Source organism: Streptomyces sp. 2114.4 (assembly GCF_900187385.1).
GTDB classification, from domain to species: Bacteria; Actinomycetota; Actinomycetes; order Streptomycetales; family Streptomycetaceae; genus Streptomyces; species Streptomyces mooreae.
This window is the reverse complement of record NZ_FYEY01000001.1, coordinates 5,586,679-5,604,627: the sequence shown is the minus strand read 5'-3', so window position 1 is coordinate 5,604,627 and position 17,949 is coordinate 5,586,679. Positions and strand designations below refer to the sequence as shown.

The following is a 17,949-nucleotide window of genomic DNA, read 5'->3' as shown; positions in this document are numbered from 1 at the left end:
CGAGTCCGGTACGACGTGACGTGTACGGGACGAGCACCGCAGGACGGAGACGGCCGCCACCATGACCAGGGGACGGATGGGACCGCGCAGTGCGGGGCAACGACCGCTACGAGGCTGACGACCACCTCTCGCAGTTCGAGGCCGAGATGGAGCGGCTGAAGAGCGAGCGGGACAAGGCCGTCCAGCACGCCGACGACCTCGGCTACCAGGTCGAGGTGCTGCGCGCCAAGCTCCATGAGGCGCGCCGCAACCTCGCGACCCGTCCTGCCTACGACAACGTCAGTCATCAGGCCGAACAGCTGCTGCGCAATGCGCAGATCCAGGCGGACCAACTGCGTACGGACGCCGAGCGCGAGCTGCGCGAGGCGCGGGCGCAGACCCAGCGGCTGCTGCAGGAGCAGGCGGAGCGGCAGTCCCGGCTGGAGGCCGAGCTGCACGCCGAGGCGGTCACCCGGCGCCAGCGGCTCGATGAAGAGCTCAACGAGCGTCGGCAGACCGTCGAGTCGCACGTCAACGAGAACGTCGCCTGGGCCGAACAGCTGCGCGCCCGGACGGAGTCGCAGGCCCGCCGGCTGATGGAGGAGTCCCGCCGGGAGGCCGAGCAGGCGCTGTCGGCCGCCCGGGCCGAGGCCCAGCGGCTGGCCGAACGCGCCCGTGAACGGCTCGGCACCGAGGCCGAAGAGGCCCGTGCCGAAGCGGAAAGCATTTTGCGCCGCGCCCGGGCCGACGCCGAGCGGCTGCTGAACGCCGCCTCCAACCAGGCCCAGGAGGCCACCGATCAGGCCGAGCAGCTGCGCACCAGCGTCGGCACCGAGTCGGAGGAGGCCCGCCGCCAGGCCGCGGAGCTGACCCGTACCGCCGAAGCACGCGTCCAGGAGGCGGACAAGGCGCTGCGCGAGGCGCGCGCCGAGGCCGAGAAGCTGGTCGAGGAGGCGCAGCAGAGCGCCACCAAGCGGCTGACGGCGGCCGAGTCGGACACCGAGCAGCGCACCCGTACGGCCAAGGTGGAGATCGCCCGGCTGGTCGGCGAGGCCACCAAGGAGGCCGAAGCGCTCAAGGCCGAGGCCGAGCAACTGCGCGAGGACGCCCGCACGGAGGCCGACCGGCTGATCGCCGAGGCGGAGGAGACCGCCCGGTCCAAGGCGTCGGAGGACGCCGCGGCCCAGCTCGCGAAGGCCGCCCGCACCGCCGAGGAGGTGCTGAACAAGGCCTCGGAGGACGCCGCGGCCACCACCAAGGCGGCCGCCGAGGAGGCCGAACGGCTGCGCAGCGAGGCCGAGGCCGAGGCGGACCGGCTGCGCGAAGAGGCGCATGACACCGCGGCCCAGCTCAAGGGCGCGGCGAAGGACGACACCAAGGAGTACCGCGCCAAGACCGCCGAACTCCAGGAGGAGGCACGGCGGCTGCGCGGTGAGGCCGAGCAGCTGCGCGCGGACGCGGTCGCCGAGGGCGAGCGGATCCGCAGCGAGGCCCGCCGGGAGGCGGTCCAGCAGATCGAGGAGGCGGCCGGGTCCGCCGAGGAGCTGCTGGGCAAGGCCAAGGCCGATGCCGAGGAGACCCGTTCGGGCGCCGTCGCGGAGAGCGAGCGGGTGCGGACGGAGGCCATCGAGCGGGCCACCGCGCTGCGCCGGCAGGCCGAAGAGGCGCTGGAGCGGGCCCGGTCGGAGGCCGAGGAGCTGCTGACCGAGGGCGCCCAGGCCGCGGAGATGGTGACCACCGAGGCCGAGGAGTCCGCCGCGCGGCTGCGCGCGGCGGCCGAAGAGGCCGCGGCGGAGCTGCGGACCGAAGCGCAGGCCGAACTGGACCGCCTGCACGGCGAGGCGGAGGAGAAGGTCACCGCCGCCGAGCGGACGCTGCGCGACGCCCGCGCGGAGGCGGAGCGGCTGCGCCGGGAGACCCAGGAGGACGCGGCCCGGCTCAAGGCGGAGTCGGCGGAGCGGCGCCGGATGCTGCAGCAGCAGGCCGAGGCGGAGGCCGAGCGGCTGCGCGACGAGGCCGCGTCCGACGCCGCGTCGGCGCGCGCCGAGGCCGAGTCGGTGGCGACGCGGCTGCGCAGCGAGGCGTCGGCCGAGGCGGAGCGGCTGAAGTCGGAGGCCCAGGAGACCGCGGACCGGGTGCGTGCCGAGGCCGCGACGGCCGCGGAGCGCACCGGCGCGGAGGCGGCGCAGGCGCTGGCCGCGGCCCAGGAGGAGGCCGCGCGGCGGCGCCGGGAGGCCGAGCAGCTGCTGGGCGAGGCCCGCGAGGAGGCCCACCAGGAGCGCACCGCGGCGCGCGAGCAGAGTGAGGAGCTGCTGGCGTCGGCCCGTACCCGGGTGGGCGAGGCGCAGGAGGAAGCCGAGCGGCTGGTCGAGGAAGCGGACCGGCGTGCGGGCGAGTTGGTGGCGGCGGCCGAGCAGACCGCACAGCAGGTGCGGGACGCGGTCGCGGGGCTGCACGAGCAGGCCGGTGAGGAGATCGCCGGACTGCGTTCGGCGGCCGAGCACGCCGCGGAGCGCACCAAGGCCGAGGCGCAGGACGAGGCGGACCGGGTCCGCAAGGACGCCTACGACGAGCGGGAGCGCGCCTCGCAGGACGCCGCACGGGCGCGGCAGGAGGCCCAGGAGGCCCAGGAGGCCGCCAAGGTCCTGGCGGAGCGGGCGGTTTCCGAGGCCATCGAGGAGGCCGACGCGCTCCGTACGGAGGCGGCCGGTGTCCTGGACGCGGCGCGCCGGGACGCCGATACGGTCCGGTCCGAGGCCGCCGAGCAGGCCGACCGGCTGGTGTCGGAGGCGACCGCGCAGGCCGAGAAGCTGGTCGCGGACGCCACGGCGAAGGCGCAGCAGCTGCGCACCGACGCCTCGGACGCGCTGGCCGCGGGCGAGCAGGACGCGGCGCGGGCCCGTGCGGAGGCGCGCAACGACGCGAACCGGATGCGCTCGGACGCTGCCGAGCAGGCCGACCGTCTGGTCACCGAGGCCCGCACGGAGGCCGAACGGATCGTCACCGAGGCGACCGAGCTGACCTCGTCGGCGCAGGACGACGCGGACCGTACCGTCCAGGAGGCCCAGCAGAACGCCGAGCGGCTGCGGGCCGAGGGCGAGCAGCAGGCGCAGGCCCTGGTGGCGGAGGCGACCGAGGCGGCCGAGCGGCTGCGGACGGAGGCGGCCGAGGCGCTGGAGAAGGCCCGTCTCGACGCCGAGCACACCGGCGACCAGGCGCGCGAGGCGGCCAACAAGACCCGCTCGGACGCCGCCGAGCAGGCCGACCAGCTGATGTCGGAGGCGGCGACCGAGGCGGAGCGGCTGCGCACGGAAGCGGCGGAGACGACCGCGGAAGCCGAACGGGACGCGGACCGCACCCGGGCCGATGCCCGCGAGCAGGCGGACCGCATGCTCGCGACGGCCACCGCGGAGGCGGACCGGCTGCGCACGGAAGCGGCCGAGACGGTCACCGCCGCCCAGGAACACGCCACCCGCACCCGCGGCGAGTCCGCGAAGGTCAAGGAGGACGCCGAGGCGGCGGCCGAGCGGACCCGCACGGAGGCGCAGCAGGAGGCGGACCGGCTGATCGACGAGGCGCGCAAGGACGCCGCCAAGCGCCGCGGGGACGCGGCCGAGCAGGCCGACCAGCTCGTCGCCAAGGCCCAGGAGGAGGCCCTGAAGGCCGCCACCGCCGCCGAGGAGCAGGCCGACACGATGGTCGGCGCGGCCCGCAAGGAGGCCGACCGGCTCCTCGCGGAGGCGACGTCCGACGGCAATGCCCGGGTGGAGAAGGCCCGTACGGACGCGAACACGCTGCTGGAGGAGGCCCGCGGCGACGCCACGGGCATCCGGGAGCGTGCCGAGGAGCTGCGCCGGCGGATCGAGTCCGAGGTCGAGGAGCTGCACGAGCGGGCCCGCCGGGAGTCCGCGGAGACGATGAAGAACGCCGGCGAACGGGTCGACAAGCTCATCGCGCAGGCCACCGCCCAGCAGGTGGAGGCCGAGGAGAAGGCCGACCGGATGGTGGCGGATGCCAACAGCGAGGCGAGCAAGGTCCGGATCTCGGCGGTGAAGAAGGCCGAGGGCCTGATCAAGGAGGCCGAGAACAAGAAGGCCGAGGCGGTGCGCGACGCGGAGCGGATGCGCGCCGAGGCCGAGGCGGAGGCCGCCCGGATCGTGGACGAGGGCAAGCGGGAGCTGGAGGTCCTGGTGCGCCGGCGCGAGGACATCAACGCCGAAATCAGCCGCGTTCAGGACGTTCTGGAGGCCCTGGAGTCGTTCGAGGCACCCGGCGGAAACGGGGAAGGCAAGGGCGGCGGGGTGAAGGCGGCCGCGGGCGCGGGGGCAACTCGTTCGAGTGGCAAGCAGTCTGAAGGGTAGCCACTCAAATGAGGGGTCATTCTCCAGATCAAACCCGCAATGACTCGATGACACGCCGTGATGACCCCTAGGATTCTCCTTATCACCTCACCGGTCTCTTCGACAGGAACCCCATGAGCGACACTTCCTCCCCCTTCGGCTTCGAGCTCGTGCGGCGTGGGTACGACCGCGGTCAGGTGGATGACCGCATTACGAAGCTCGTCGCGGACCGCGACAGCGCGCTGGCCCGCATCACGTCGCTGGAAAAGCGGATCGAGGAGCTGCACCTCGAAACGCAGAACGCCCAGGCGCAGGTCAATGACGCCGAACCTTCCTACGCGGGCCTCGGTGCGCGCGTGGAGAAGATCCTCCGCCTCGCCGAAGAGGAAGCGAAGGATCTGCGCGAAGAGGCCCGCCGGGCCGCCGAGCAGCACCGTGAGCTGGCCGAGTCGGCCGCCCAGCAGGTCCGTAACGACGCCGAGCAGTTCGCCACCGACCGGAAGGCGAAGGCGGAGGACGAGGGCGCCCGGATCGTCGAGAAGGCCAAGGGCGAGGCGGCCACGCTGCGCGCCGAGGCGCAGAAGGACGCGCAGTCCAAGCGCGAGGAGGCGGACTCCCTCTTCGAGGAGACCCGCGCCAAGGCCGCGCAGGCCGCTGCGGACTTCGAGACCAACCTCGCCAAGCGCCGTGAGCAGTCCGAGCGCGACCTGGCCTCGCGTCAGGCCAAGGCCGAGAAGCGGCTCGCGGAGATCGAGCACCGCGCCGAACAGCTCCGTCTGGAGGCCGAGAAGCTGCGGACGGACGCGGAGCGCCGGGCCCGTCAGACGGTGGAGACCGCGCAGCGCCAGGCCGAGGACATCGTGGCGGACGCCAATGCCAAGGCGGATCGTATCCGCAGCGAATCCGAGCGCGAGCTGGCGGCGCTGACCAACCGCCGCGACTCGATCAACGCCCAGCTGACCAACGTCCGCGAGATGCTGGCGACGCTGACCGGTGCGGCGGTGGCCGCGGCCGGCGCCCCCGGCGAGGACGAGACCGCCTCGCACGGCGTTCCCGCCCAGCAGACCCGCTGACCCGGCGGACCACCGGCCCGTCGGCCCTTCCCCGGCTGACGCCGGCTGGTGCCCCGGCAGGTTCCGTACCGTTCCGGACCGCGCCCCCGTACCGCCTCCTGTGGCGGCGCGGGGGCGCGGTGCGTACGGGGGGTCAGCCGGGCGGCCCCGCACCGGTGGCAGGGGCCACGGGGCGGGCCTAGCGTGCTGTACATGATCGAGCTCGAGGGGCTGACCAAGCATTACGGCGACAAGGTCGCCGTGGACGACCTCACCTTCACGGTGCGGCCCGGCATCGTCACCGGCTTCCTCGGCCCCAACGGCGCGGGCAAGTCGACGACCATGCGGATGATGCTCGACCTGGACAACCCCACGTCGGGCACGGTCCGGATCAACGGCAGGCACTACCGCCAGCTGCAGGATCCGCTGACGTACATCGGGGCCCTGCTGGAGGCGAAGTCGGTGCACGGCGGCCGGAGCGCCGCCAACCATCTGCTGTGTCTGGCGCAGAGCAACGGCATCCCCCGCAGGCGGGTCGGCGAGGTGCTGGACACCGTGGGGCTGAGCGCCGTCGCCAAGAAGCGGACGAAGGGGTTCTCGCTCGGGATGAGCCAGCGGCTGGGCATCGCCGCGGCGCTGCTGGGCGATCCGCAAGTGCTGCTCTTCGACGAGCCGGTCAACGGCCTCGACCCCGAGGGCATCCACTGGATCCGCACGCTCATGCAGAACCTCGCCGCCCAGGGCCGCACCGTTTTCGTCTCCTCGCATCTGATGAGCGAGATGGCACTGACCGCCGAGCACCTGATCGTGATCGGGCAGGGCCGGCTGATGGCGGACACCTCGATGAAGGACTTCATCCACCAGAATTCGCGGTCCTACGTCCGGATGCGGTCGCCGGAGCAGGAGAAGCTGCTGGATCTGCTGCACGCCGAGGGCATGCAGGCGGTGGCGGCCGCCAACGGCTCGCTGGAGGTCGACGGGGTGCCCGCGGAGCGGCTGGGCGAACTGGCCGCCACACACCAGCTGGTGCTCCATGAGCTGAGCCCCCAGCAGGCGTCCCTGGAGGAGGCCTTCATGCAGCTGACGGCGGAGTCGGTGGAGTACCACGCACACGGCGGCGAACCGGTGCCGGCGCAGGCCGGCGGGTGGCCGCAGGCGGCACGGCCCCCGGGAGAGCCGCAGACGGCCGGGGCACGGCCGGGCGAACCGCAGCCGACCGGCTGGGGCGCAAACTGGCAGAAGAAGAAGAGGAGCTGACGGATGGCGGCGGTCGGGCAGGTCATTCGGTCGGAGTGGACCAAGATCAGGTCAGTGCGGTCCACGGTGTGGACGCTGGGCATCGCCGTCGTGGTCACCGTGGGGCTGGGTGTGGTGATCTGCAGCCTGACCAGCAGCGACTTCAACTCGATGCCGGCCAGGGCCCGGCTGGCGTTCGACGCCACCAACATCAGCTTCGCCGGGATGGGGCTGGGCCAGCTGGCGATGATCGTCTTCGGGGTGCTGGTGGTGTCGAACGAGTACAGCACCGGCATGATCCGCGCCTCGCTGGCGGCCGTACCGCAGCGCGGCACCTTCCTGTTCTGCAAGCTGCTGGTGGCCACCGCGCTGGTCTTCGTCGTCGGCCTGGCGACCAGCTTTGTGACGTTCTTCGCCGGGCAGTCGGTGCTGGGCGATCTCCGGGCGCATATCGGGGATCCGGGCGTGCTGCGCGCGGTGATCGGCGGCGGGCTCTATATGACGCTGATCGCGCTGTTCTCGATGGCGGTGGCCACCATGCTGCGCAGCCCGATGCTTTCGCTGGGCATTCTGATGCCGTTCTTCTTCCTCATTTCCAATATTCTCGGAAATGTCACGGCGACCCGGAAAATCGGCCGCTTTCTGCCGGACCAGGCGGGCTCAAAGATCATGCAAGTGGTGACGCCCGCCAACAGCGATGTTCCGTACGGCCCGTGGGGCGGGCTGGCAATCATGATCGCCTGGACGGCCGCGGCACTCGTCGGCGGATTCGTCCTCCTGAAAAAGCGCGACGCATAACGGATTCCGCGTTCGGTTGCGTCCCGTCCGTCCCTGAGCAGCGCGGGCGCGCCCCGGCGCCCCTCCCCGGCCGCAGGCGCAATGGCGGGAGCGCGCAGCCGCCAAGCCGCGAAGCCCCGAAGCCCCGAAGCCGCCATGCCGCCGAGCCGCGAGACGCCAAATCCAGGACCCCGCGGGACAGTCGGGGACATGAGGAATTGACGGGAACCGTCAACGGCCGGATAGCCTCCTAACCCTCACGGGGGCACGAGGGCGCCTCTGCCCCGACCATCTCGCGAGGGGCGGAGAATTGATCGAGGCAGTCGGCCTGACGAAGCGCTACGGCGCCAAGACGGCCGTGTACAACCTGTCGTTCCAGGTAAGGCCGGGCACGGTGACCGGCTTCCTGGGGCCCAACGGCTCCGGTAAGTCGACCACCATGCGCATGATTCTGGGCCTGGACGCACCGACCTCGGGGCGGGCCACCATCGCCGGCCGGCCCTTCCGCAGCCTCCCCAACGCTCCGCGCCAGGTGGGCGCGCTGCTCGATGCCAAGGCCGTGCACGGCGGCCGCAGCGCGCGCCAGCATCTGCTCTCGCTCGCCCAGCTGTCCGGTATTCCCGCCCGCCGCGTCGACGAGGTGCTGGGGGTGGTCGGTCTGCAGGACGTCGCGGGGCGGCGTTCCAAGGGTTTCTCGCTCGGCATGGGCCAGCGGCTGGGCATCGCCGCGGCGCTGCTCGGCGATCCGCAGGTGCTGCTCTTCGACGAGCCGGTCAACGGCCTCGACCCCGAGGGCATCCTGTGGGTGCGCAATCTGATGAAGCAGCTGGCGTCCGAGGGCCGTACGGTCTTCGTCTCCTCGCACCTGATGAGCGAAATGGCGCTGACCGCCGAGCACTTGATCGTGATCGGCCGTGGACAGCTGATGGCGGACATGCCCGTCAAGGACTTCATCTCGGCCAACTCCGCCGATTTCGCCAAGGTGCGTACGCCGGACACCGAGCCGGAGCAGCGCGAGAAGCTGATCGCCGCGATCGGGGAGGCCGGCGGGCAGGCCGTGCCCGAGCCGGACGGCGCGCTGCGGGTGACCGGGCTGCCGCTCCCCCGTATCAGCGATGTCGCGCACCGGGCCGAGGTCCGGCTGTGGGAGCTGTCGCCGCACCAGGCGTCGCTGGAAGAGGCGTATATGCAGCTGACGCAGGGCGCCGTGGACTACCGCTCGACACACGACCAACGGGCCGGTCTGCAGGGCGCCCCCGCCGGGTACGCCCCGCAGGGGTTCGCGGGCGGCCCCGGATACGCGGCCGGGCAGCCCGGCCAGGCACCGGCCGGCGTCCCCGGCCAGGGGCAGCCGAACCCGTACACCCAGCAGGATCCATACGCCCAGCAGGCGGCCGGGGCGGCTCCGGGGCCGGGCTATCCGCCGCCGGCGCAGGCTCAAGGTCACCCGTACGGGGGACCCGAGTCCTACGGCACACCCCACCCGTACGGGCAGCAGCCCGCCGCGCCGATGCCGCCCGCCGCCCCCGCCGACCAGCCCACGCCGCACCACGAGGACGCCCGATGACCAGCCCTCAGCAGCCGCAGCCTGAGCACGGACCCCACGACACCGGCGCGCAGCAGCAGCCGATGCCGGCCGCGCCCCCGATGCCGCCCGCCGCCCCGCAGGGCGCCGCACCGCAGCAGCAGGGCACCCCGCCCCAGGGGCAGCCCGCCGGTCCGGAGCAGCCCGCGCAGCAGCCGGCGCCGCAGCAGCCCGCGCCCGCCCAGGAGGGCGGCACGATGATGCTCCAGGCCCAACAGCCCCCCGGGCAGCCCGCCCCCGCCAAGGAAGCGGGCACGATGATGCTCCAGGCCCAGCAGGCCCCGGGGCAGCCCGCACCCGCCCAAGAGGCGGGCACCATGACCCTCCAGGCCCAGCAGGCTCCGCAGGCCCAGCAGCCGCCCGTACCGCAGCCGCTCGCCGCGCACGGACCGGGCAAGGACGCGGGCACGATGATGCTCCAAGCCCAGGCACCGGCCCCGGCACCGGCACCGGCCCCGGCCCCGGCCCCGGCCCAAGGTCAGGCCCCGGCCCAGGGGCAGGGTCAGGCCCCGCAGCCTCCCGCTCAGCCGCACCCCCAGCAGGCCTACGCCGGCGGACCGGGCGGCTATGTCTCGTCCATCCCGGTGCGCCCCACCCACCTCGGCCATGCACTGCTCTCCGAGTGGACAAAGATCCGCTCCGTGCAGTCGACGCTCTGGACGGCGGGCGTGATGATCCTCCTGACGGTGGGCATCGGCCTGCTGACGGGCTCGGTCATCGCCGGGCACAGCGACACGCTCGGCCCCGACTCACCCCTGAGCTACGGCACCTTCGGGATGATGATGGGCCTGATCCCCCTGATCACGCTGGGCGTGCTGGTGATCTCCTCCGAGTACGGCACCGGAATGATCCGCACCACCCTCACGGCCTGCCCGCCCCGCGCCCGGATCCTGACCGCCAAGGCGATCGTCTTCTTCGCCCTGAGCTTCGTCCTCGCCCTGGTGACCACGACGGTCGTGGCCCTCGCGCAGTACTCCATGGTCAGCGGCCTGGAGATCAAGAACGAACCGACCGGCGGGGACTGGTTCAAGGCCACGGTCGGGGTGAGCCTCTTCGTCGCCATGATCGGGCTGCTCTCGCTGGCCGTCGGCGCCCTGCTGCGGCACTCCGCGGGCGCGATCACGCTCATGATCGGCGTCTATCTGCTGCCGTTGGTGCTGGCGATCTTCATGCAGGCGCAGAGCCTCAAGGACATCCAGATCTGGCTGCTGGAGTACGCGCTCCCCAGCCAGCTCGGCGTGATGTTCAGCAGCAACCTCATCAACACCGGCCCGTCCGGCTGGGACCCCCTGTGGATAGTCACGGGCCTGACGGCCGTCACTCTCGGTGCCGCCTACGCGGTCATCAACAAGCGCGACGTCTGAGACCGTCCGGCCGCACCGGCGCCCCCGGTCGCCGAGGAGCGGCCAGGGCATCGCCCTGCGCCCCGAAAGGGAGTATCTGCCCTAGGGGGAGACACCCCCTAGTAACGGGGCGCATTACGGGACCGCTGGAGCCGCGCGCTCCGGCGGTCCCGTGCGTTCCAGCACGCCTTGTGCCAGTGCCGGCGGTCGTCGACGTCACCGTGCCGCGGCCAGGCGACCACATGCGGGACTCCGGGCAAAATCTCCTGGTCGCAGCCGGGGCAGCGGTAGCGCTTGGCCGCGCCGCCGCCCCCGACGGGCCGCACGACCCAGTCCTCGCCGCGCCACTCCTCGGTGGTCTCCCAGCCGCCGCTGCCGGGAGGCGCCCCCACCCGGCCGTAGGGGTCACCGCCCGTGCGGTCGATGGGCTTCGCACCGCCGTGCTGGCGGTTTCGGCGCGGGGACACAGAACACCTCGGATATGTACGGAGTCACGGGCTGTCACCAGCGTACGCGGCGCGGTCAGGGGTGGACGCCGCTCGGCAGGATTCTGCGATCATCAGGAAATTTCGCGTCAGGCCGTGCCCTTGGCACGTGTCACACGTTGTTGCCTGTAAGGGGGAGTCGCGTCGGCTGCGAGGAGGCAGAGAGCGATGCGCGTTGGGGCTTTCATCCTGGCCGCTCAATTCCCCGGTCAGGGACAGGGGGAAGCACTGCACCGCGCGGTGCGCTCCGCGGAGGTCGCGGAGGAGGCCGGACTCGACGATGTCTGGCTGGCGGAACACCACTTCGTACCCTACGGCGTCTGCCCGAACGCGGCGACGCTGGCCGGGCTGCTGCTGGGCCGGACCCGCAGGATCGGCGTCGGGACGGCGGTGAGTGTGCTGCCGACCCAGCATCCGGTGGCACTCGGTGAGCAGGCGGCGCTGCTGCATCTCACCTCCGACGGGCGGTTCACGCTCGGCGTCGGCCGGGGCGGTCCGTGGGTCGATCTGGAGGTGTTCGGTTCCGGACTCGAAGCGTATGACCACGGCTTCCCGGAATCGCTCGATCTGCTGATGCGCTGGCTGCGGGAGCCCCGGGTCGGCGCGCAGGGCGAGCGCTATACGTTCCGCGAAGTGGCGGTGGTACCGCGTCCGGCCGAGGCGCTGACCGATCCGGACGACCCGGGCGCCGGGCCTCCGGGCCCGCCGGTCGTGGTCGCCTGCACCTCCCCCTCGTCGGTGCGCACGGCTGCCGCGCGCGGGCTGCCGATGCTGCTGGGCATGCACTGCGGCGACGAGGAGAAGGCGGAGATGATCGCGCTGTGGCGGACGGCCGCGCGGGAGGCCGGGCTGGACGGCGACGAGGTGGCCGCGGCGGGGCATGTCTCGGCCGGCGTGGTGCAGATCGCCGACGACCGCGAGGCCGCGCGGGAGACCCTGACGAAGGCGATGCCCGGCTGGCTGCGGCAGGGCCTGGGCGCCCATGTGACGGTCGACGGCCGCTATCGCGCGATGCGTGATCCGCATGCTTATACGGAGTTGCTGTGCGGGCTGCACCCCGTCGGACCGCCGCAGTGGTGCGCGGACCGGCTGGCGGCGACCTCGGAGCGTACGGGCATCACCCGCTTCGCGCTGCTCGTCGAGGGCTCCGGCGATCTTGCGGCGACGGAGGAGAACGTCCGCCGGCTGGGCACGGAGGTGCTGTCGCAGCTGGAGTGACCGGGTCCGGTACGGCGGACGGCATGCGCAGGCCGTGGGCGGGTGACGGTGACGTGGCCTGCGATGCGCCGGTGCGAGGGCGCCGTACAACGGAGCGGTACGAGGGAACGGTCGCCCTGCTGTGAGTGGTGCTGCCGCTGGCGCACGGCACGGTGCGGGTGATCACCGTGTGCGCAGCGGCAGCAACGTCGTTCAGCAGTCGCGGAGTTCGGGCGACTGGTTCAGCAGCTGACCCCGGATGGACGTGAAACGGGCCAGTCGGTCGTCCACCACCGGGTCGAGCGGGAAAACCGCGACACGGTGGCAGTTCTGAAAGGCGAGCCGCACACCGAAGTGGCGCTCAAGGGAACCACGGATGGCGTCACTCGCCAGCGCGCGCAGCAGCTGGCCGCGCGCCTGCTCGTCCGGCGGCGGCGTCTGATTGTCGGCGAACTCTCCGCCGTCCACCTTCAGCTGGGCCACCAGAGAGCTGATCATCCCCCATGCGTAGGGCAGGGAGGTCCGGACGCAGTCGACAAATGCGGCTTCGTCGACCTCGCCTCGCTCGGCCTGTTCGAGGAGGGCCGGTGAGACGTCGAGCGACATGAGGTTCTCCTCTCGCGGACCCGCCGGGACGGACGGGGCCTAGGGACGGGACTGGGGGCTTTGCGACGGAGCGTGTTCGGTTCACAACCCCCCGCTGTAACGGTATGCCGCGCAAGAAGCCCGCACCAGGAGATTGCACATACAACCGGCCATTGGTGAGCGCCGGGGGTGCGGGGATTTCCCCCGTAAAGGCCCCGTGATCCAGGGCGAATCGCGTGCGGGGCCTCCGGTCGAGTAGCGTTTCGCCCCATGCGTCTCGTCATCGCCCGCTGCTCCGTGGACTACGCGGGCCGGCTCACCGCCCATCTCCCCTCGGCCCCTCGCCTCATCCTGGTGAAAGCGGACGGCTCCGTCTCCGTTCACGCGGACGACCGGGCCTACAAACCCCTCAACTGGATGTCGCCGCCCTGCACTCTCAAGGAGGGCGACGGGGAGGTGTGGACCGTCGAGAACAAGGGGGGCGAGAAGCTGATCATCACCCTCGAGGAGGTCATGCACGACTCCTCGCACGAGCTCGGCGTCGACCCGGGGCTCATCAAGGACGGGGTGGAGGCGCACCTCCAGGAGCTGCTGGCGGACCGGATCGAAACTTTGGGCGAGGGATACTCGCTGATTCGGCGTGAATACCCCACTGCCATCGGCCCGGTGGATATCTTGTGCCGGGACGCCGACAACCAGACCGTCGCCGTCGAGATCAAGCGGCGTGGTGAGATCGACGGAGTCGAGCAGCTCACCCGCTATCTCGAACTCCTCAATCGCGACCCGCACTTGGCGCCGGTGAAGGGCATCTTCGCGGCCCAGGAGATCAAGCCGCAGGCGCGGGTGCTGGCCACCGACCGCGGTATCGGCTGCGTCGTCCTGGACTATGACGCGCTGCGTGGCATCGAGGACGACAAGCTGCGTCTGTTCTGACCCCGCGGCCCCGGGAGCGGCGGCCCGCACGGTTGCGCGCGCAGCGCGAGGGCCCGGTACGTGTGTACCGGGCCCTCGTGCTGTCTTGCCGTCCCGGCCGCCGGCCGGGACGGGGCGGGGCCGTCAGCCGGCCGGTGCGCTCTGCGTACCGGAGCCGGAGGGGGCCGTTCCGTCCGACGGCGTGCCGCCGCCCGTCGCCGGTGATCCACCGGACGGAGTGGTGCCACTGCCACTGGAGGAACTGCCGGCGGGGTTGGCGGCCGACTGCGACGGGCTCTGGGTCGTGGGCTTGCCCGTGGGGTCCTCGCTGTGCGAGGGCTCGCCGGAATCCGTCGGCGAGGTACTCGTGGACGGCTCGTCGGTCGGCGAAGGCGTACGGGTCGGCCGGCCGGTGGGCGAAGTGGGCCGCCCGGTCGGCTCGGTCGGCTCGCCCGTCGGGCTCGTGGGCCCGGTGCTGGGGTCGGTGGGCGAACCGCTGGTGGCGGGGTCGCTCGCGGACGGCGACGGGCTCTGCGAGCGGGCGGGGGTGCCGGGCCGGGAGGTGCCGGGGCCGGTGGGCGGCAGGCTGGTGCCCGTAGCGGGCTGCTCGGCCGGCAGGTCGCTGCTGTCGCCGTCGTCCGTGGTCTGCTCGGTGCTGACCTTGTCGTCGTGCGGGTGGTCACCACCGGTCGCCCCGAGGGTGACGACGGTGCCGAGGACGGCCGCCAGCAGCGCGCCGGCGCCCGCGGCCACGACATTGCGGCGCGCCCCGCCGAACACCCGCAGGGCGCCCTTGCCGCCGGTCTTGGTGCCGCTCCCGGCCACCGCGGGGACGGCCGTGGTGGCGGCGGTCGCGGAGGCGCCCCGGGCGGTGATCGTGCCCGCCGTCTCCTCGGCCCGTGCCGCCCGCAGCTTGGCGGTCGAGGCGCCGTCGCGCGGTGTGGCGGCCGGCTTCTTCCGTGCGTCCGGTGACGCCGCGGAGGCCGCGGCGACGGCTTGCGGGAGCGCCGTGGTGGCCGCCGCGGCCGCCTCGGCCCGCGAACGGTCGGTGACCAGCGCCAGGGCCCGCCGTCCGGCCACCGCGCCATGGCGGTCGGAGAGCACCCCGCGCAGCCCGATGGACGCCTCCAGCTCGGCGCGCGCCCGGTCCAGGCTGCCGGTGCAGAGCGCCAGGACGCCCAGCTCGTGGTGGAAGTAGGCCTCTTCGGCGACCTCCCCGGCCAGCCGCGCGGCTTCCTGGCCGTGCCGCAGGGTGCGCTCCCACGCGTTCCACTGCAGGGCGGCGGCGAACGCCGGGGCGGCCGTGCGGGCGAGCAGCACGGCCGCGCTGGCGTGCCCGCTCTCCCGGCTTCCGGTCAGTGCGCCCATGGCTGCCAGTGCCACATCGGATTCGGCGGCGGCCCGCTCGGGCGTGACCGAGGGGTGGCCGGCCCACCAGGCGTAGTGCTGAGCGGCGGTGTGCGCCCGTGCGGCCGCGCCCTCCGCGTAGCCGGCCGCCTCCAACTGCTCCTGGACGGTGGCGGCGAGCCGGTAGTGGCTGCCGACCGGGGTGATCAGGCCGCAGGCCAGCAGCTCGCCGAGGGCGGCGTCGGCGTGGGTGTCCTGGGTGAGGGCCGGCAGATGCGCCTGGTGGGGCAGCTCACCGCCGAGCGCGACGGCGAAGCGCAGCGTCTCCCGGGCGGCGTCGCCCAGCCGGGAAGCGAGCAGCGGGGCGGGCGCGGCGGCCTCGCCGAGGGAGGGCAAGGGCACGTCGGCCTGCTCGCCGGGCTCGACGTCGCCGTCGGTGGCGGCGGTAGTGGTATCGGCCGCAGTGTCGGTGCCGGTGTCGGTGTGGGCCGCCCCCTCCTCGGGGAAGAGGCCGTAGCCGTCGTCGAGGGCACCCGGCGCCCCCCGCATCCGGTCACGCTGCCGCAGCAGGGCGGCGGCCTGCACGAAGCGCAGCGGCAGCCCCTCGGATTCGAACCAGAGGTCGGCGGACCAGGCCTCCTCGTCGTCGGTGAGCGGCCGGTCCACGGCGCGCTCCAGCAGCCGGGCGCAGCCGGCCCGGCCGAGACCGCCGAGGAAGACCTCTTCGAGGTGCGAGCCGGGGCTGGGCGCCGCGACGTCGGGAGTGGCGGCGATCAGGAAGGCGCATTCGGGGGTGGCGTCGAGCAGTTCGTCGAGCGCGGCGCCGCCGAATTCCAGGTCGTCCAGGACGACGATGGCACCGATCTCAGCGATCATGCGCAGCAGTTCGGGCCGGTCGGGGCGGTGCTGCGGGGCCCGGTACACGGCGGCGAACAGCGCGTACAGCAGGTCGGTGACGGTGCGGTGGTAGCCGGAGAGCCGGATGACGCCGTCGGGGGCGAGGTCGGCGCAGGCGGTGGCGACGGCGTCCAGCAGCCGGGTGCGGCCCGAGCCGGAGGGGCCGGTGACGCGGACCGAGCGGCCACGGGAGAGCAGCCGGACCAGGCGTTCGGTGTCCTCGGTGCGCTCTTCGAGCACGCCCTCGTGACCGGCGTCCCCCGGCGGGCCCGGGGGCGCGGCGGCGCGGGCGGCCGCGGCGCGCTCCTGCGGGTCGAGCCTGCTGGGGGCCTCGGGGCGCTCCCCGGGCGGGCAGGGTTCTATTTCGCTGCCGTCGACGGGGTTGACGGTGACGAGGTAGGGGCCCGAGACGAGCCGGACGACGCGGGCCTGCCCGCCGGAGCCGCTGCGCGCGCCGCCCAACGCGGGGACCGGCGGCTCGGCGGGGCCGCCCTGCGCGCCGTACTCCTCGGGTCCCCGGTGGCTGTTCGGGTCCATGCTGCAAGCTCCCAGATCTGGCGTGCCGACTGCGCTTCCGGCCGTCCGCACTCCCCCGGCTCCGGCAGGTCGTCCTCAGCCGTCGCGTCTGGTCCGGTGCCCGCCGCGGATGATGACATACGGGCGGGAACCGAACCTTAGACCCGGAGAGCGGGCAGGTGTACCGCCGGGGGGCAGCTCTGACCGGAACTTCCTGGATTGGTCGGTATCGCGCGGTTCACGACATTTCCGTGGCCCGGCTCTTCAGTTTTCCTCACGCTTCGGGCGCGATCCTGATCGCCCGGGGAACACCCCGGACCCGGGCGCGGGAGGCCGGAGCCGGGCGCGGGACGCCGGGCGGCCCGCCCCGCCCGCCTCTACACCCGGGGAAGCGATTCCGCCTCGATGCCGCCCTCGATGGCGAGGATGCGGTGCAGCCGGGTGGCGACGAGCAGGCGCTGCATCTGGGGCGGCACTCCGCGCAGCACCAGCCGGCGGCCCACCCGGCCGGCGCGGCGGTGCGCGCCCATGATCACGCCGAGGCCGGTGGCGTCCCAGGAATTCAGCTCGGCCAGGTCCAGCACGAGGTCGCCCCGACCGGAGTCGACGGCGGCGTGCAGGGCCGCACGGGCGTCCGCCGCGCTGCGGACGTCGAGGCGGCCCCCGACAACCAGCTCGGCGTGGTCGCCCCTGATGTGCATATGCGCTCCCCGATGTCATGGGTGGTGACGCCTGAACGTCTACAGAACTGACTGCCTCTCATACGGCGAAGTTGCCGCCTGTAAGCGAACCGATACCGAATTCACCCCTCGGGGCGACACCGCCGGCCCGAGGGGGCTGACGCGGCCTCAGTGCTCGTAGAAGCCCTGCCCACTCTTGCGACCGATATCGCCCGCATCGACCATTCGCCGCATGATCTCCGGCGGTGCGAACTTTTCGTCCTGGGACTCGGTGTAGATGTTGTCGGTGGCGTGCAGCAGGATGTCGACGCCCGTCAGGTCGGCGGTGGCCAGCGGTCCCATCGCATGGCCGAAGCCCAACTTGCAGGCGGTGTCGATGTCCTCGGCGCTGGCCACGCCCGCTTCGTAGAGCTTGGCGGCCTCGACGACCAGCGCCGAGATCAGGCGCGTGGTGACGAAGCCGGCCACATCGCGGTTGACGACGACGCAGGTCTTGCCGACCGACTCGGCGAACTCCCGGGCGGTGGCCAGGGTTTCGTCGCTGGTCTTGTAGCCGCGGACCAGCTCGCACAGCTGCATCATCGGCACCGGCGAGAAGAAGTGCGTACCGACGACCCGCTCGGGACGGGAGGTGGCCGCGGCGATCTTGGTGATCGGGATGGCCGAGGTGTTGGAGGCCAGCACCGCCTCGTCCTTGACCAGCTTGTCCAGCGACTGGAAGATCTCGCGCTTGACGTCGATCCGCTCGAAAACGGCCTCGACGACGATATCGGCGTCGGCGACGGCCTCCAGGTCGGTCGTGGTCGTGATGCGGGCCAGCGCCTGCTCGGCGTCGGCCGCCGACAGCTTGCCCTTGGCGGCGAACTTCTCGAACGAGGCCTCGATACCGCCCTTGCCCCGGGCCAGCGCCTCGTCCGTCACATCGCGGAGAACCACGTCCCAGCCCGCCTGGGCGGAGACCTGCGCGATACCGGCCCCCATGAGTCCGGCCCCGATGACGGCGAGCTTCTTTGCCACT

At 72.8% G+C, this 17,949-nt stretch carries 13 protein-coding genes; 8 read left to right on the top strand and 5 right to left on the bottom strand.

Going from position 1 to position 17,949, the window contains the following annotated elements; genetic code table 11:
• Positions 1-89 precede the first annotated feature (89 nt).
• The 6 genes from scy (at position 90) to CFW40_RS24795 (ending at position 10,333) form a co-directional block, all read left to right on the top strand.
• Positions 90-4,340, top strand: a complete 4,251-nt coding sequence (scy, locus tag CFW40_RS24820; RefSeq protein WP_088800088.1) for a polarized growth protein Scy — start codon at positions 90-92, stop codon at positions 4,338-4,340.
• Between the two features lie 113 nt (positions 4,341-4,453).
• On the top strand, positions 4,454-5,392 hold the full coding sequence (locus CFW40_RS24815) for a cellulose-binding protein (protein WP_088800086.1): 939 nt from the start codon (positions 4,454-4,456) through the stop codon (positions 5,390-5,392).
• A gap of 192 nt (positions 5,393-5,584) precedes the next feature.
• Entirely contained in the window at positions 5,585-6,628 is a 1,044-nt protein-coding gene (locus tag CFW40_RS24810; protein ID WP_256331301.1) for an ABC transporter ATP-binding protein, read from the top strand.
• A 3-nt stretch (positions 6,629-6,631) separates the two neighbouring features.
• On the top strand, positions 6,632-7,405 hold the full coding sequence (locus CFW40_RS24805; RefSeq protein WP_088800082.1) for an ABC transporter permease: 774 nt from the start codon (positions 6,632-6,634) through the stop codon (positions 7,403-7,405).
• A gap of 289 nt (positions 7,406-7,694) precedes the next feature.
• Entirely contained in the window at positions 7,695-8,951 is a 1,257-nt protein-coding gene (locus tag CFW40_RS24800; protein WP_088800080.1) for an ABC transporter ATP-binding protein, read from the top strand.
• The gene (locus CFW40_RS24795) at positions 8,948-10,333 is read left to right on the top strand and encodes an ABC transporter permease (RefSeq protein ID WP_220457247.1); all 1,386 of its coding nucleotides are present in this window, start codon (positions 8,948-8,950) and stop codon (positions 10,331-10,333) included. The genes CFW40_RS24800 and CFW40_RS24795 overlap by 4 nt, the downstream gene beginning before the upstream one ends.
• 98 nt (positions 10,334-10,431) lie before the next feature.
• Here CFW40_RS24795 and CFW40_RS24790 read toward each other — a convergent pair whose 3' ends face one another.
• Positions 10,432-10,779 carry an ATP/GTP-binding protein gene (locus CFW40_RS24790; RefSeq protein WP_088800078.1) on the bottom strand — a complete coding sequence of 116 codons (348 nt, stop codon included), beginning with the start codon at positions 10,777-10,779 and terminating at the stop codon, positions 10,432-10,434.
• 186 nt (positions 10,780-10,965) lie between these two features.
• Between CFW40_RS24790 and CFW40_RS24785 the strand changes: the two genes are divergently transcribed.
• Positions 10,966-12,015 (top strand): LLM class flavin-dependent oxidoreductase, encoded by a 1,050-nt coding sequence (locus CFW40_RS24785; RefSeq protein WP_088800077.1) that lies wholly within the window; start codon positions 10,966-10,968, stop codon positions 12,013-12,015.
• 192 nt (positions 12,016-12,207) lie between these two features.
• Here the strand turns inward: CFW40_RS24785 and CFW40_RS24780 are convergent, their stop codons facing one another.
• On the bottom strand, positions 12,208-12,600 hold the full coding sequence (locus CFW40_RS24780) for an SCO5389 family protein (RefSeq protein ID WP_030080104.1): 393 nt from the start codon (positions 12,598-12,600) through the stop codon (positions 12,208-12,210).
• Positions 12,601-12,849: 249 nt separating this feature from the next.
• Here CFW40_RS24780 and nucS point away from each other — a divergent pair, with 249 nt between their 5' ends.
• Positions 12,850-13,512 (top strand): endonuclease NucS, encoded by a 663-nt coding sequence (gene nucS, locus CFW40_RS24775; protein ID WP_088800075.1) that lies wholly within the window; start codon positions 12,850-12,852, stop codon positions 13,510-13,512.
• A gap of 123 nt (positions 13,513-13,635) precedes the next feature.
• Here nucS and CFW40_RS24770 read toward each other — a convergent pair whose 3' ends face one another.
• The 3 genes from CFW40_RS24770 to CFW40_RS24760 all read right to left on the bottom strand — a co-directional run bounded on the left by CFW40_RS24770 (position 13,636) and on the right by CFW40_RS24760 (position 17,948).
• Positions 13,636-16,272, bottom strand: coding sequence for an ATP-binding protein (locus CFW40_RS24770; RefSeq protein WP_088800073.1), 2,637 nt, complete (start codon positions 16,270-16,272; stop codon positions 13,636-13,638).
• Positions 16,273-16,628: 356 nt separating this feature from the next.
• Complete coding sequence (locus CFW40_RS24765) at positions 16,629-16,952, bottom strand: STAS domain-containing protein (RefSeq protein WP_088800071.1); 324 nt, start codon at positions 16,950-16,952, stop codon at positions 16,629-16,631.
• 147 nt (positions 16,953-17,099) lie between these two features.
• On the bottom strand, positions 17,100-17,948 hold the full coding sequence (locus CFW40_RS24760) for a 3-hydroxyacyl-CoA dehydrogenase family protein (RefSeq protein WP_088800070.1): 849 nt from the start codon (positions 17,946-17,948) through the stop codon (positions 17,100-17,102).
• Position 17,949 lies beyond the last annotated feature (1 nt).

Excerpts from the sequence above, each read along its gene's own strand:
- CFW40_RS24765 (WP_088800071.1), bottom strand. The coding sequence starts at position 16,952 with ATGCACATCAGGGGCGACCACGCCGAGCTGGTTGTCGGGGGCCGCCTC.
- nucS (WP_088800075.1), top strand. The coding sequence starts at position 12,850 with ATGCGTCTCGTCATCGCCCGCTGCTCCGTGGACTACGCGGGCCGGCTC.
- CFW40_RS24770 (WP_088800073.1), bottom strand. The coding sequence starts at position 16,272 with ATGGACCCGAACAGCCACCGGGGACCCGAGGAGTACGGCGCGCAGGGC.
- CFW40_RS24795 (WP_220457247.1), top strand. The coding sequence starts at position 8,948 with ATGACCAGCCCTCAGCAGCCGCAGCCTGAGCACGGACCCCACGACACC.
- CFW40_RS24810 (WP_256331301.1), top strand. The coding sequence starts at position 5,585 with ATGATCGAGCTCGAGGGGCTGACCAAGCATTACGGCGACAAGGTCGCC.
- CFW40_RS24815 (WP_088800086.1), top strand. The coding sequence starts at position 4,454 with ATGAGCGACACTTCCTCCCCCTTCGGCTTCGAGCTCGTGCGGCGTGGG.
- CFW40_RS24785 (WP_088800077.1), top strand. The coding sequence starts at position 10,966 with ATGCGCGTTGGGGCTTTCATCCTGGCCGCTCAATTCCCCGGTCAGGGA.
- CFW40_RS24805 (WP_088800082.1), top strand. The coding sequence starts at position 6,632 with ATGGCGGCGGTCGGGCAGGTCATTCGGTCGGAGTGGACCAAGATCAGG.
- CFW40_RS24780 (WP_030080104.1), bottom strand. The coding sequence starts at position 12,600 with ATGTCGCTCGACGTCTCACCGGCCCTCCTCGAACAGGCCGAGCGAGGC.